The sequence below is a fragment of the Neobacillus drentensis genome, from assembly GCF_036962125.1.
Lineage (GTDB): Bacteria > Bacillota > Bacilli > Bacillales > Cytobacillaceae > Neobacillus > Neobacillus drentensis_B.
Window position 1 is genome coordinate 17,243 of the sequence record NZ_JBALOA010000005.1, and the last position, 15,366, is coordinate 32,608.

Annotated in this window: 13 protein-coding genes; all 13 read left to right on the forward strand. The window is 38.5% G+C overall.

Features of this window, described 5'->3' with window-relative positions; genetic code table 11:
* The first annotated feature begins 35 nt into the window (after window positions 1–35).
* Entirely contained in the window at window positions 36–968 is a 933-nt protein-coding gene (gene rsmH / locus V7121_RS04695) for a 16S rRNA (cytosine(1402)-N(4))-methyltransferase RsmH (RefSeq protein WP_335499542.1), read from the forward strand.
* A 65-nt stretch (window positions 969–1,033) separates the two neighbouring features.
* A complete protein-coding gene (gene ftsL, locus V7121_RS04700) occupies window positions 1,034–1,390 on the forward strand; it encodes a cell division protein FtsL (RefSeq protein ID WP_335499539.1) in 357 nt (118 codons plus the stop codon).
* Between the two features lie 2 nt (window positions 1,391–1,392).
* Entirely contained in the window at window positions 1,393–3,639 is a 2,247-nt protein-coding gene (locus V7121_RS04705) for a penicillin-binding protein (RefSeq protein WP_335499536.1), read from the forward strand.
* A 116-nt stretch (window positions 3,640–3,755) separates the two neighbouring features.
* Entirely contained in the window at window positions 3,756–5,675 is a 1,920-nt protein-coding gene (locus V7121_RS04710) for a stage V sporulation protein D (protein ID WP_335499533.1), read from the forward strand.
* A gap of 186 nt (window positions 5,676–5,861) precedes the next feature.
* A complete protein-coding gene (locus V7121_RS04715; RefSeq protein WP_335499531.1) occupies window positions 5,862–7,322 on the forward strand; it encodes a UDP-N-acetylmuramoyl-L-alanyl-D-glutamate--2,6-diaminopimelate ligase in 1,461 nt (486 codons plus the stop codon).
* A gap of 2 nt (window positions 7,323–7,324) precedes the next feature.
* On the forward strand, window positions 7,325–7,768 hold the full coding sequence (locus tag V7121_RS04720; RefSeq protein ID WP_335545882.1) for a hypothetical protein: 444 nt from the start codon (window positions 7,325–7,327) through the stop codon (window positions 7,766–7,768).
* 1 nt (window position 7,769) lies between these two features.
* Window positions 7,770–8,744, forward strand: coding sequence for a phospho-N-acetylmuramoyl-pentapeptide-transferase (gene mraY, locus V7121_RS04725; RefSeq protein WP_335499524.1), 975 nt, complete (start codon window positions 7,770–7,772; stop codon window positions 8,742–8,744).
* A 1-nt stretch (window position 8,745) separates the two neighbouring features.
* The gene (gene murD, locus V7121_RS04730) at window positions 8,746–10,098 is read left to right on the forward strand and encodes a UDP-N-acetylmuramoyl-L-alanine--D-glutamate ligase (protein WP_335545884.1); all 1,353 of its coding nucleotides are present in this window, start codon (window positions 8,746–8,748) and stop codon (window positions 10,096–10,098) included.
* A 102-nt stretch (window positions 10,099–10,200) separates the two neighbouring features.
* Window positions 10,201–11,301, forward strand: a complete 1,101-nt coding sequence (gene spoVE, locus V7121_RS04735; RefSeq protein WP_335499521.1) for a stage V sporulation protein E — start codon at window positions 10,201–10,203, stop codon at window positions 11,299–11,301.
* Between the two features lie 189 nt (window positions 11,302–11,490).
* Window positions 11,491–12,594, forward strand: a complete 1,104-nt coding sequence (gene murG / locus V7121_RS04740; RefSeq protein ID WP_335499518.1) for an undecaprenyldiphospho-muramoylpentapeptide beta-N-acetylglucosaminyltransferase — start codon at window positions 11,491–11,493, stop codon at window positions 12,592–12,594.
* 61 nt (window positions 12,595–12,655) lie between these two features.
* Window positions 12,656–13,564, forward strand: coding sequence for a UDP-N-acetylmuramate dehydrogenase (gene murB, locus V7121_RS04745; RefSeq protein ID WP_335545886.1), 909 nt, complete (start codon window positions 12,656–12,658; stop codon window positions 13,562–13,564).
* A 295-nt stretch (window positions 13,565–13,859) separates the two neighbouring features.
* Complete coding sequence (locus tag V7121_RS04750) at window positions 13,860–14,633, forward strand: cell division protein FtsQ/DivIB (protein ID WP_335499512.1); 774 nt, start codon at window positions 13,860–13,862, stop codon at window positions 14,631–14,633.
* Window positions 14,626–15,336, forward strand: coding sequence for a DUF881 domain-containing protein (locus tag V7121_RS04755; protein WP_335499509.1), 711 nt, complete (start codon window positions 14,626–14,628; stop codon window positions 15,334–15,336). Before V7121_RS04750 ends, V7121_RS04755 begins: the two co-directional genes overlap by 8 nt.
* Window positions 15,337–15,366: the final 30 nt, after the last annotated feature.

A 15,366-nucleotide genomic window follows, 5' to 3' on the forward strand; every position in this document is an offset into this window, starting at 1 on the left:
TTATCTATCGTTCGATTGGAAAAGGTGGTTACTACATGTTTGAACATACAACTGTGTTATTAAATGAAGCTGTTGATGGACTGAATATTAAGTCAGATGGAATTTATGTGGATTGTACTTTGGGTGGAGCCGGGCATAGTTCCCTTATTCTTTCAAAACTCGGAGTTAATGGGAAACTTTATGCATTTGACCAAGATGAAACAGCGATTGTGAACGCAAAAGAAAAGTTAGCTGAATATGGAGATCGATTAGAAATCATTAAAAGTAACTTTTTATATTTAAAAGAAGAACTTGAAAATCGGGGAATTTTTAAAGTTGATGGCGTCCTTTATGACCTTGGAGTTTCTTCTCCGCAATTGGATACACCAGAAAGAGGGTTTAGTTATCATCACGATGCACCACTTGATATGAGGATGGATAATGAGGCCGATATTTCCGCATATGATGTGATAAATCATTGGGCATATGAAGACTTGGTTCGTATCTTTTTTCGCTATGGTGAGGAGAAATTCTCTAAACAAATAGCCCGAAAAATAGAAGCGGCAAGAATGGTAAAACCAGTTGAAACTACGGCAGAATTAGTTGAGTTGATCAAGGATGCTATTCCAGCACCTGCAAGAAGAAAAGGTGGACATCCTGCCAAGCGAGTATTTCAAGCAGTCAGAATTGCGGTCAATGATGAATTAGCTGTATTTGAAAAGTCGCTAAATCAAGCAATTGACATGTTGAAGCCTGCAGGAAGGATAAGTGTGATAACCTTCCACTCGCTTGAGGACAGGATTTGCAAAGCAGCCTTTAAAAAGGCAAGTGAAACCCCTAATTTACCTCCAGGTTTACCAATCATTCCAGATGAGTATAAACCGATATTAAAGCTAATCTCACGGAAGCCGATCCTTCCAACTGAAGAAGAATTAGAACAAAACAATCGTGCCCGATCTGCAAAACTTAGGATTGCAGAGAAACTATGAGAAGAAGAAATCCGGCGTTTCAAACCTGGATTTAGAAGAAGATATTAATCTGGAGGGGAAAAAGTTTGAGTAATCTTGCCAGGAAGAAAGTAGAACAACAGCAACAAACAGAGCAGAAAGTCCAAATAAAGAGTCAAATCATAATTAAGAAATCCTGGCTCACTCCAGGTGAAAAAATTATCGGATTAGTCTTTGCTGGATTTGTATGTTTTGGCGCTGTTCATATTATTTCAAATCAAGCGCAAATATACAAAGTCAATAAAGATATTCAAATTATCGAGTCTAAGGTGACTGAGCAGCAGAAAGTGAATAGTGATTTGCAAGTTCAGGTAAGCGAAATGAGTGCTTATGACCGGATTTATAAAAAGGCCAAGGAAATGGGTCTTATTAAAAACGAAAATAATGTCAAGGTAGTGCATTAAAAATGAACAAGAAACAGCCATATATGAATGCAGGAGCAACCATTTTATTTGTCATTTTTGGTTTGCTCTTTTTTGTATTAATCTTCAGGTATTTTTCAATTCAAATCACTGGAGAAGTCGATGGACAGCCACTTGCAGCGAAGGCACAAGAAAAATATAGCAGGGAAGGGAATTTGGCGGCCTTAAGAGGAGATATCTTGGACCGGAATGGAGAGGTCATTGCTGAAGATACAAATGCATATAAACTAATTGCTATTTTGGATAAAAAGATGACCACAAATCCAAAAAAACCCCAACATGTTAAAAATCCGGCCAAAACGGCTAAAGAACTTGCAAAGTATTTAGACATGGATGAACTAGATATTTATAACATCTTATCAAAAGGAATAAAAAATCATAAATTTCAAGTTGAATTTGGCAAAGCAGGCACCGATATTAATCACCAAAAGATGAAAAATATTGATGACCTGAAGCTACCGGGGATAACCTTCATTCGTGATTCCAAACGGTTTTATCCTAATGGTGTATTTGCATCCCATGTAGTTGGGTATGCAGACCGGATCGAGGAAAAGGATAAAAGCATTACATCTGTGGGGAAAATGGGAATTGAAAAAATCTTAAATGATAAGTTAACAGGGACGAATGGGAAAGTTAATTTTGAAAGTGATTTGTGGGGTTATATCCTACCTGATGAAAAGGAAAAAATCACTCCGGCACAAAATGGAAATGATGTTTATTTAACAATTGACCAAAAGATACAAACCTTTTTAGAAGATGCCATGAATAAAGTCGCAAAAGAATATAAACCTCAAAAAATAATTGCGATTGTCGCGGATCCGAAAACTGGTGAAATCTTAGCGATGGGACAAAGACCATCTTTTGATCCTAAAACAAAAGAAGGAATTGAAGATGGCTGGCATAATGAAGCGATTGAAACCTCGTTCGAACCTGGTTCAACTATGAAAATTTTCACACTAGCAGCAGCAGTGCAGGAAAAGGTATTCAATCCGAATGAAATTTATCAATCAGGTTCATATCAAGTTACGAAAAGGGATAAAGCAATCCATGATCATAATTACTCCGGCTGGGGTAAGATTACCTATCTTGAAGGTGTACAGCGTTCATCAAACGTTGCTTTTGCGAAAATTGCAAAAGAGAAACTTGGTTTTGAAAAGTATCGAGAATATTTAACAAGGTTTGGCTTTGATAAACCTACAGGTATTGACCTTCCCAATGAAACATCTGGGAAAATCCAATATACTTATCCAATTGAAAAGATTACCACCGCTTATGGGCAGGGGACTGCAATTACAGCAATCCAGCAAATCCAAGCGGCAACTGCCATTGCGAATGGCGGGAAAATGATAAAACCACATATAGTAAAAAAGATTGTTAACCATGATACTGAAGAAATAATTAAATCAGCAGCTCCTGAAGTAGTTTCTACGCCAATTTCGAAAGAAACGGCCAAAGAGGTGCGAGATATCCTTGAAACAGTTGTAACCTCACCAAAAGGTACGGGGGGCCGCTATAAAATTGATGGGTATAGTGTCGCTGGGAAAACAGGAACTGCCAATATCCCTGGACCAAATGGAAGGTATTTACAAGGTGTGAATAATTACATGTTTTCATTTTTAGGGATGGCTCCAAAGAATGACCCAGAATTAATCGTTTATGTTGCCGTACAGCAGCCGGAATTAGAAGGTCTTGAAGCTGGCCAAGGGGCGATTCCTGTCTCAGCTATCTTTAACCCTGTCATGAAAAACAGCCTTCATTATTTAAATATACAACCATCCAAGAGTCAAAAAGCTCAATTAAATAAATTGCCGGATTTTAATGGATATACCGTCCTCGATGTTAAAGCTAATTTGAAAGCAAGGGGCATTGAAACTGTAGTAATTGGTAAAGGAACAAAAGTAGTCAGGCAGCTGCCAGAGTCTGGGACAACTGTTTTGGAAGGGGAGAAGGTAATCATCCAAACAGATGGTGAAATATTTGCTCCAGATATGACAGGCTGGTCCCTTCGAGATGTAATGAAAGTTGCCAATATTGCTGGATTAAAATTAAACGCAAAGGGAATAGGGTATGTAACCGGGCAAAGTATTAAACCTAAAACACTTTTACGAAATGGAGATTTTTTAATAGTAGATTTAAAAACTCCTGAAGACCAGTGGAACGACGAAAAACAGTCTACAACAGACGCTCAAGGACAAACTGGTGACAGTACAGAAGAAATAGTTCAAGACTAAAAGAAAATCCCGCTGTCAACGCGGGATTTTCTTTTATTTAAGGATTTTGCCATACGTTCTAAGAAAAAAAGTACAAGCATATAAATGAACGATAGGAAAAGGAGGGTCGTTCAAACATGCGCGTTTCAAATGTAACTGTCCGTAAACGATTAATGATTGCACTATTCGTTGGTATTCTTACCTTCTTGATTATTGATGTCCGGCTTGGATATGTACAATTTGTTCTTGGTGATTGGTTGACTGCAGGTGCTAAAGACTCATGGAGTCGTAATATCCCTTTTGAACCTGAACGAGGAGAAATTGTGGACCGTAATGGAGTACCATTGGCAACGAATATTAGTACACCCACTGTATGGGTCGTTCCAAGACAAATTAAGGACCCAGCGACAACCGCCGAAAAACTAGCCTCGGTGTTAAATATGTCAAAAGAGAAGGCATATCGGGATATTACCTTAAAAGAGAGAATTGTACGGATTAAGGAAGGAAGAAAAATTTCTCATGAAAAGGCCAAAGAAATTCGCTCTTTAGGTCTTGAAGGGGTCTATATAGGAGAGGATTCAAAGCGGCATTATCCTATGGGAAGTTATCTTTCGCATGTGCTTGGGTTTGCCGGAGTGGACAACCAAGGTCTGATGGGATTAGAACTATACTATGATAAAGAATTAAGCGGTGAGCGGGGGTCAGTTAAATTCTACGCAAATGCCAAAGGTGAAAGAATGAACGATATGGCAGATGATTATGAGAAACCAACTGACGGTCTTGATTTAAAGCTGACGATCGACTCGAAAATACAAACAGTTGTGGAGAGAGAATTGGATATCGCACAAGCAAAATACAACCCTGACGGAATTGTTGCGCTTGCAATGAACCCGAATAGTGGAGAGATTCTAGCGATGTCGAGCAGACCAACTTTTGATCCAGCAAACTTCCAAAATGTTCCGCAAGAGGTCTATAACCGTAATCTCCCAGTTTGGTCCACTTATGAACCAGGGTCTACTTTTAAGATTATCACCCTAGCAGCTGCACTGAATGAGGGGAAAGTAAATCTTGAAAAAGAGCATTTTCATGATTCTGGCTCTGTTCAGGTAGCTGGTGCACGGTTAAAATGCTGGAAAAGAGGCGGACACGGCGATCAGTCCTTTTTAGAGGTAGTACAGAATTCTTGCAACCCTGGGTTTGTGGAATTAGGGCAAAGACTTGGGAAAGAAAAGTTGTTTAAGTATGTGAAGGATTTTGGTTTTGGTCAAAAAACAGGTATTGACTTGCAAGGGGAAGGAACAGGGATTTTATTCAATTTAAATCGCGTTGGTCCTGTGGAACAAGCAACGACAGCCTTTGGACAGGGTGTATCAGTAACGCCAATTCAGCAAGTCACAGCTGTATCTGCAGCGATAAATGGCGGGATCCTGTATAAGCCATTTATCGCAAAAGAGCTAATTGACCCAGTTACTAAAGAAATAGTGATGAGAAATTCGCCGGTTGAAAAAAGACGCGTTATTACGGAAAAGACATCGAAAGAAATTCGTCATGCTCTTGAAAATGTAGTTGCCAAGGGTTCAGGCGGGAAAGCATTTGTTGAAGGGTACCGAGTCGGAGGCAAAACAGGTACTGCCCAGAAAGCGAAAAACGGAAGATATTTAGAAAATAATTTTATCGTATCATTTATTGGTTTTGCCCCAGCAGATGATCCGCAAATTGTCGTTTATGTGGCAGTAGATAATCCGAAAGGAGTCACAGCCTTCGGTGGTACAGTCAGTGCACCAATAGTTGGTAATATAATGAAAGATGCATTGAGCGGAATGGGGATTAAGCCGCGTAAAAATCAAATTGAGAAAAAACTGAAATGGCCAGATACACCGTTAATAAAATTACCTGATTTCACCGGTCTAACCAAAATGGAACTAATGGATCAACTAATTAACCTGAAAATTGATGCAAGTGGCGAGGGAGATGTGGTCGTTAGACAATCTCCAGAAGCAGGTACCAAAGTAAAAGAAGGATCAAAAATTAGACTATATTTTGGTAAGGATGAATAACATTTACAAAATTATTACTTGGAGGCGGTCGGAATGATTTCCGCCGCCTAATTTTTTTATTAAGCTTATATTACTAAATAGCAAAATGAAATATTTTAATGTAAAATAAGATGGAACTTTCTTTAGAGGAGTTTCTAGGCAGATATTGGTAATATGTATGTACGGTTATGAGAGGATTTGAGAGAAATGATTCTACAAAAGCTGCTTGAGAATTTGCATCTTCTAGTTCCTTATCAAGGTGTGGATCCAGAAATTACTTCCATCGAAAACGATAATCGGAAGGTGCAAATGGGGAGCTTATTTATTTGTATTAAAGGATACACAGTAGACGGGCATGATTATGCTGAATCCGCTGTGAAAAGCGGGGCAGTTGCGATACTAGCTGAGCGTCCGTTACCACTAGATGTACCGGTAATTCTTGTGAAAGATACGACGAGAGCAATGGCTGTGCTGGCAGATGCCTTTTACGATCAGCCGACTAAAAACCTGCGTTTAATAGGTATCACGGGTACTAACGGGAAAACAACTACCAGCCATCTAATTGAGAAAATATTTTCAGATGCAAGTCAAAAAACAGGCATCATTGGAACTATGTATACTAAAATAGCTGACAAGACGATTGAAACAAAAAATACTACTCCAGAAAGCTTAACACTTCAAAAGACTTTTAAACAAATGGTTGAAGCTGGTGTGGATACAGCAGTGATGGAGGTATCTTCCCATGCTTTAGACCTTGGCAGGGTCCATGGCTGTGATTTTGATGTGGCAGTGTTTACAAATCTTACGCAAGACCATCTTGATTATCATAAAACAATGGATGAGTATAAACGTGCGAAGAGTTTATTGTTTGCCCAGCTGGGTAACACATTTAATCATCATAAACCTAAATTTGCGATATTAAATTCAGACGATCCTGCTTCAGTTATGTATAGTAAGTCTACTGCTGCACATGTCATTACATATGGCATCGACACTAAGGCTGATATTCAAGCCGAGAATATCGAGATGACTTCCTCAGGAACCCGTTTTGATCTAATTGTCCAAACGGAAAAGTACCCTGTCCAAATGCAATTAATAGGAAAATTTAGTGTTTATAATGTTTTAGCTAGTATTGCTGCTTCGATTGTTTCCGGAATTGATATTAATGCTGTGATTAAGTCAATAGAAGAAGTGACAGGTGTATCTGGGAGATTTGAGCTTGTTAATGAGGGGCAGGATTTTACTGTGATTGTTGACTACGCCCATACACCAGACAGCCTTGAAAATGTCTTAAAAACAATTCAGCATTTTGCAAAGAAAAAGGTTTACTGTATTGTTGGCTGTGGTGGGGACCGCGATCGTACAAAACGTCCACTAATGGCTAAAATTGCTGGTCAATTTGCCACAGATCCAATCTTAACTTCGGATAACCCAAGAAGTGAAGATCCACTAGCAATATTGAAGGAAATGGAAGCAGGAATTCATGGAGTACAGTACCGAATCATACCTGACCGAAAAGAAGCAATTCAAACTGCTGTTCAAGAGGCTTCGGAGGGTGATGTCATTTTAATCGCTGGAAAAGGCCATGAAACCTATCAAATTATTGGCAATGTAGTTCATAACTTTGACGACCGACTCGTGGCTCGGGAAGCAATTGAGAGGAGATAGCTATGTATTTAGCTTTAAAAGACTTGGAAAGTCTATTTAATAATAGTCGTGGAATCCAAGATAACCTTTTCTTTGTTACTGTTAGCGACACGGCTCAAATATCGCAGCCAAAAGGTTTATATATCTCGTACCATGGAAAGCCTGGGGACCTTTCAGAAGCGATTACGAATGGAGCGATTGCCGCAATTTGGGACCAAGGAGAAGAGGTTCCAAGCTATACACCCAACCATTTTCCCATATTTTTTACGGTTGACCCTGCAGAGGCAATTGTGACCCTATTAAAACGTTATTTAGAAAAATTAAATGGAGAAACAGATGAAATTATGGAGATAACTAACTTTAAATTTTCACATAAAGAGCTTCTTAATAAAAATAAACAAACATATGATATAGCTGTGATGTTAAACAAAATTACTAGTAAAAACCCCGCTGAAAGGAGGGGATAGAATGCTTGAGCAAGTTATTTTTTTCACAATAATCATGGGATTTCTTATCTCGGTATTGCTTTCTCCTGTATTTATTCCCTTCTTAAGAAGGTTAAAATTTGGACAAAGCATTCGTGAAGAAGGTCCAAAATCCCATCAAAAAAAATCCGGAACTCCCACGATGGGCGGTGTAATGATCCTATTTTCGATTGTCATTACAACGCTCGTAATGACAGGTAAATTTTCAGAACCGACTGTTAAAACATATTTGCTGCTCCTTGTAACGCTTGGTTTTGGACTACTTGGGTTTTTAGATGATTTTATTAAGGTTGTATTAAAACGAAATTTAGGATTAACTTCTAAACAAAAGTTGCTTGGCCAAATCATTATTTCAGTAATCTTTTATCTTATTTATAAACAGCAAGGATTTTCTACCGAAATTAGTGTACCATTTACAGATTCTTCATTTGATTTAGGATGGTTTTTTATTTTCTTCATTATATTCTGGTTAGTTGGCTTTTCTAATGCAGTTAACTTAACAGATGGACTTGATGGGTTGGTGTCAGGTACCGCTGCCATTGCATTTGGTGCGTTAGCAGTCCTAGCCTGGAATCAGTCACAAGTGGAAATTGCGATATTTTCAGTAGCGGTTGTTGGCGCTGTATTAGGATTTTTAGTGTTTAATGCCCATCCAGCAAAGGTTTTTATGGGAGATACCGGATCGCTTGCTCTCGGCGGGGCAATCGCCACGATTGCTATTCTTACCAAACTTGAAATACTGCTTATCATTATCGGCGGAGTATTTGTTATTGAAACATTATCAGTTATTTTACAGGTTATTTCCTTTAAAACGACGGGAAAACGTATTTTTCGAATGAGCCCCTTGCATCATCATTATGAATTAGTAGGCTGGTCGGAATGGCGTGTTGTCGTCACGTTTTGGAGTGTTGGATTAATTCTTGCGATACTAGGAATCTATATAGAGGTGTGGTTATAAAGTGAAACAGGTTAAATCGTTCAGTCATAAAAAAATTCTTGTCCTTGGTTTGGCGAAAAGCGGGGTAACTGCAGCTGCACTATTACATAAGCTCGGTGCATTTGTAACTGTCAATGATAAAAAGCCTTTTTCGGAAAATCCTGAAGCTCAAGGGTTATTAGAACAAGGGATTAAAGTGATTTGTGGCGACCACCCGATTGAGCTTCTAGATGAAGGATTCGAGCTTATTGTTAAAAATCCAGGTATTCCTTATAACAATCCAATGATTTCTGGAGCTATTGAAAAGGGAATTCCAGTTATTACCGAAGTGGAGCTTGCATATGAAATATCGGAAGCCCCGTTTATAGGAATTACAGGTACAAATGGTAAAACCACCACTACAACATTAGTTTATGAAATGTTGAATGCGGATAATAAGCACCCATTAATAGCAGGGAATATTGGGACGGTTGCCTCAGGGGTGGCTGAGGAAGCAACTGCGAAAAATACAATCGTCATTGAATTGTCGTCGTTCCAACTAATGGGGATTGTTGATTTTAAACCAAAAATTGCGATACTTACAAACCTATATGATGCCCATTTGGATTATCATGGGACGAAAAAGGAATACATAGCAGCAAAGGCAAACATCACAAAGAATCAAACAGAGCTTGAATATTTAATTGTTAATGCCGACCAAGAAGAAACATTAGAAGTTGCTCGTCATTCTAATGCTACTATTATTCCTTTTTCTACCCAAAAGGTCCTTACTGAAGGAGCTTATCTTTCTGATGGCTGGATAATGTTTAATGGTGAAAAAGTGGTGGAAATAGAGCAAGTAGCCTTACCGGGCAAACATAATCTTGAAAATATATTATCTGCGATGGCTGCAGCGAAGCTTTCAGGTGTAGAAAACAGTGCCATTCAGCAGGTCCTCCAAACATTTACAGGTGTCAGGCATCGCCTGCAATACGTAACAGAAGTGGATGGAAGAAAGTTTTATAATGATTCGAAAGCGACGAATATTCTAGCGACCATTAATGCCTTGGCAGCTTTTAAAGCTCCAGTTATTTTGCTTGCAGGCGGGCTCGATCGCGGAAATGAGTTTGATGAACTTCTCCCTTATTTAAAAAATGTAAAAGCAATGATTACATTTGGGCAGACCGCGCCAAAGTTAGAGCGCATTGGAAAAGAAGCGGGAATAAAACTTATTAAGCGTGTCGATAATGTTGACAAGGCGGTGCCTGAGGCTTATCGATACTCTGAATCAGGTGATGTTATTTTATTATCTCCAGCCTGTGCGAGCTGGGATCAATATAAAACTTTTGAAGTCAGGGGAGACATTTTTATCGAAGCGGTGCATAAGCTTAAGTAAGGGCTTGTCTTAGTCGAGAAGTACACTTTTACAAGTGCACTGACGCTGGGGCAGTATTAAGGTTCTGCTAAGCCCTAAAACTAGCAGTTGAGGTGTATGGTGGTGCCGACAAAGAAAACAACTCCTGATTTTATTTTAATGATTGTAACATTTACGCTTTTGGCAATAGGGCTTATTATGGTTTACAGTGCAAGTGCAATCTGGGCTGAATATAAATTTAATGATTCCTTTTTCTTTGCAAAAAGACAAACGCTTTTTGCCGGCGTAGGAGTTGCTGCCATGTTTTTCATCATGAACATCAACTATTGGACATGGCGGACGTGGTCCAAAACCTTTCTTATTGTATGTTTCGTGCTACTTATACTGGTGTTAATTCCTGGGATTGGTAATGAAAGAAATGGTTCCCGGAGCTGGATAGGGGTGGGGGCTTTTTCGATACAACCTTCCGAATTTATGAAACTGGCAATGATTGCTTTTTTGGCAAAGTACCTTTCTGAACGTCAAAAACTGATTACATCTTTCAAAAAGGGGCTTATTCCTTCACTAGGTCTTGCTTTTCTTGCTTTTTCGATGATTATGCTCCAACCTGATCTAGGGACAGGAACTGTAATGATGGGTACCTGTGTCGTAATGATTTTTATTGCAGGTGCGCGGATTAGCCATTTTTCTTTCCTTGGACTATTGGGTGTAGCTGGGTTTGTGGGTTTAATTGCTTCTGCACCTTATCGAATGAAAAGAATAACTTCTTTTCTAGATCCATGGTCTGACCCGCAAGGCAGTGGATTTCAAATGATTCAATCGCTTTTTGCAATTGGCCCGGGCGGTTTGTTTGGACTGGGACTCGGTGAAAGCCGTCAGAAGTTTTTTTACCTGCCAGAACCACAGACAGACTTTATCTTTGCAATTCTTTCTGAAGAACTAGGTTTTATTGGTGGTTCCTTTATATTACTGTTATTTGCACTGTTGTTGTGGAGAGGTATTCGCATTGCTTTAGGCGCACCAGATTTATATGGAAGTTTCCTAGCGGTAGGAATCATTGCGATGGTTGCGATTCAAGTCATGATTAATATTGGTGTTGTTACAGGTCTAATGCCTGTTACCGGCATTACCTTGCCATTTTTAAGCTACGGAGGCTCTAGTTTAACCCTGATGTTAATGGCGATAGGTGTTCTCCTTAATATCAGCAGGTATTCAAGATTATGAACCATCACCCTGTTTAGTGGCAGGGTTCTTTTTATTTTAATTTAGAGTTAAGCATGCCTGTTGATTTCTATTCGAGGGGCTCATATCTTTACAATTAGATAACATTCTTTTTTCATTTGCGTTATTTTGATTGTTTTTATAGTAAGATAGGTATGCAATTAAGTGTTAAATAGTTAATGAGGTGGAAAAATGAAAATAGTTGTTAGTGGTGGAGGGACTGGGGGACATATCTATCCTGCTCTCGCACTCATTCGGGAAATACAAAAAGATAACAAAGATGCACAATTTTTATACATAGGGACTAAAAATGGATTGGAAAGTAAGCTAGTTCCGAGGGAGAATATCGATTTTAAAGCGATACATATTACTGGCTTTAAAAGAAAACTCTCCTTTGAGAATGTAAAAACGGTCCTTCGTTTCCTAAAAGGCGTAAAAGATAGTAAAACGATGTTGAAAGAGTTTAACCCGGATATTGTTATAGGAACAGGTGGATATGTGTGCGGACCTGTGGTTTATGCTGCGTCGAAACTTGGGATTCCTACGATTATCCATGAACAAAATAGTGTTCCGGGACTAACAAATAAATTTTTAAGTCGTTATGTAAATAAGATAGCAATTTGCTTTGAAGAAGCTAAAGAGTATTTCCCAGAAAAAAAGACCGTCTTTACGGGTAATCCACGTGCATCTGAAGTAATTGGCAAGGATGGAATTCAAGGGCGTCTCTCCGCTGGCTTAAGTGCAACGATGCCGGTGGTGTTAGTTTTTGGAGGCAGTCGTGGTGCAAGGCCGATTAATGAGGCGGTCGTGAAGGCATTTGCTGAATTGGCTGAAAAACCTTATCAAGTCCTTTACATTACTGGTGACGTTCATTATGAGGATGTCAAAAAAGAGGTTGAGTTAATTGGAAACCCTAGTAATGTAGTCATAAAACCATTTATTCATAATATGCCGGAGGTATTGGCAGGGGTTGATTTAGTCGTTTCAAGAGCAGGAGCTACCACACTTGCAGAATTAACTTCACTTGGCATTCCAAGCATCTTAGTTCCAAGTCCATATGTTACAAATAATCATCAAGAGAAAAACGCTAGATCCTTAAGTGACTTTGGTGCTGCAGAATTATTATTGGAGAAGGATTTAAATAATAATAGTCTTGTAAACCATATCGATCGGATTCTGTTAAATAAGGATAAATTAGAGGAAATGAGGATGAAAGCGAGAAAAATGGGTGTGCCAGATTCGGCACTCAGACTGTATTCCTTAATGCAAGAACTGATAAAAACAAATCAAAAGTAGCCCAAAAAGGGTTTTAGCATAAACTGAAATAAATGCATCTATGAAAGTTAGGGTGGTAAATATGGACGAAATCGTAAATGAATTAGTTTCCTTAAATATAGGGAAGGTTAAAAAAAATGAACCACTGGCCAATCATACCACGATGAAAATAGGGGGTCCTGCCGACCTTTTTATTGAGCCATCGTCAGTTGAGAATTTAAAAACAGCGTTGAGTGTAATTGGAAAACATGGATTAAATTGGCGTGCAATTGGACGTGGGTCTAATCTGTTGGTTTCCGATAAGGGAATAGAAGGTGCTGTAATTAAGTTAAGTTCAGGAATGGACCACCTTGAGGTTAATGATACAAGTATTACGGTCGGTGGCGGCCATTCGCTCGTAAGCTTATCGACTCTAATTAGTAAAAAAGGACTTGCGGGGCTGGAGTTTGCCAGTGGTATTCCTGGCTCTGTTGGTGGCGCTGTTTATATGAATGCCGGTGCACATGGTTCAGACATTAGTAATATTTTAACCAAAGCACATATTTTATTTGAAGATGGAACAATCGAATGGCTTTCAAACCAAGAAATGGAGTTCTCATACAGAACATCCGTACTCCAAAAAACTCGTCCTGGAATTGTGGTGGAGGCAGTTTTTGACTTGGTAAAGGGTGACCGTACAGCGATTGTTGCCCAGATGCAAAAAAACAAAGATTATCGTAAAGAGACGCAGCCATGGAATTTTCCTTGTGCGGGCAGTATTTTTAGAAATCCTCTTCCGAATTACGCAGGGAAATTAATTGAAACTGCAGGTTTAAAAGGATTTAGTATTGGCGGGGCAAAAATTTCAGAAATGCATGGGAATTTTATTGTAAATGCTGGAAATGCGAAAGCAGAAGATGTGCTTGCGTTAATTCAACATGTCAAGGAAACCATCTTCCGCTTATATGAGGTAGAAATGGAAACTGAAGTTGAAATAATTGGAAAAAAGTAAGGAAAGTGGACGCGGGTCTTCAGTGAAGACCAATAAGGATGAAGCAAAACATGTAGTAAAAAGTAGTTTTCAATTTCCATGAATTAATCCTTACTTTTCTTGTAAGAAATCTCGTACGAATGACAAATATTGTGTTATAATTACTGATAATATTATAGGTGAAACCTCGGAAAAGTTACAGACGGCATGGTTTTTTCGTGCCGTTGTTCTCTTTCTCGAGGTTTCACTATCGAATGTTGGACAGGCCTAGTCTACTTATTTTGGGACAGTTGCTTTTTATGTGGAGGAATAGTAAATGGAAAAAGGTAAAATCGTAGCTCTCGAGGACCGTATTCCTAAACTAAAGGAGCAAAGACGACGCAAAGCAAACAGAAGGCTTGTGCTCCTCTTAATTCTGTTTTTTACAATGATCGTAGTTATCGCCTATACTCAATCACCATTAAGTCATGTAAGGACGATAACAGTAAAAGGGAATGGTGTATATTCCGCAGAGGAATTGGTCAGTAAAAGTGGTCTTACGAAAAATACGAATATTTGGAAAATAAAAGAGGATGAAATTGCTTCAAAGTTAAAGCGATTATCCGAAATAAAAAAAGTGGATATTAAGGTTCATTGGCCAAATACTGTGATTATACAAGTAAAAGAACACAAGCGAATCGCGTATCTTAAACAAGCAAATAACTTTTTTCCAATTATGGAAAATGGACAAATATTGAAAAATAAAGAAGCAAAGAAAATTCCTGTAAACTCTCCGATTTTATTTGAATTCAAAGAAGGCGCAGCCCTCAATCAAATGGTTAAAGAGTTAGAAAAACTACCTGTTGAAATAACCAACTCGATCTCTGAAATCCATTATACTCCGAAAAAAACTGATCAATTTCATATTTCCTTATTTATGAATGATGGTTTTGAAGTGAGCGCCACATTAAGAAGTTTCTCGGAAAAAATGGGGCATTATCCCTCAATAATCACCCAATTAGATCCAAACAAAAAGGGGATTATTGACTTAGAAGTAGGAACCTATTTTAAGGCCTTTAAAACAGAAGCGGAGGAAAAAAAAGGTGAGTAAGATTAGGGTGAAGGGTAAGCATTTCATTTTGTCCCTGGTCTGTCTTGTTTTAGGATTTATGATTGCCTTCTCGTATCACTTAACACAAATGAAAAATAGCGAAAACAGACCTAAACTGGCAGGTAAACAATGGGAAAAGACCCTTGCACTTAGAAACCAATTAATTACTGAAGAAAAGAGCAATCGAGAGTTACAAAGAGAATTAAATCAAAAACAGGAAATGGTTCTTAAAAATGAAAAAGAACTATCAAAGGAAACACAGGCTTATTCGAGTCTTGCTGAGGATGCTGAAAAATATCGAATGTTCCTGGGAAAAGTGAAGGTTCAAGGTAAAGGAGTTAAAATTACGCTAACTGACGGAGCTTATGATCCAAAAGAAGATAATATCAATAATTATCTTGTCCATGAACACCATGTTTTTAAGGTAGTAAATGAGCTATATATTTCTGGGGCCGCAGCTGTTGCCATTAATGGGCAAAGGCTGACAAGCCATTCATATATTATTTGTAATGGACCAGTTATTACCGTTGATGGCACGCCGCACCCAGCACCGTTTGTTATTTCAGCAATCGGAGATCCTGACGTCCTTTCATCATCATTAAATTTAATTGGGGGAGTGAAGGATCAATTAGTAAATGATAACATTGTTTTTTCTATAGAAAAAGAAGAAGAAATTGTTCTTAATCCAATCCTCGGGAGTTAGTCATTTGTGAATATGTGTCCACGAAATGAT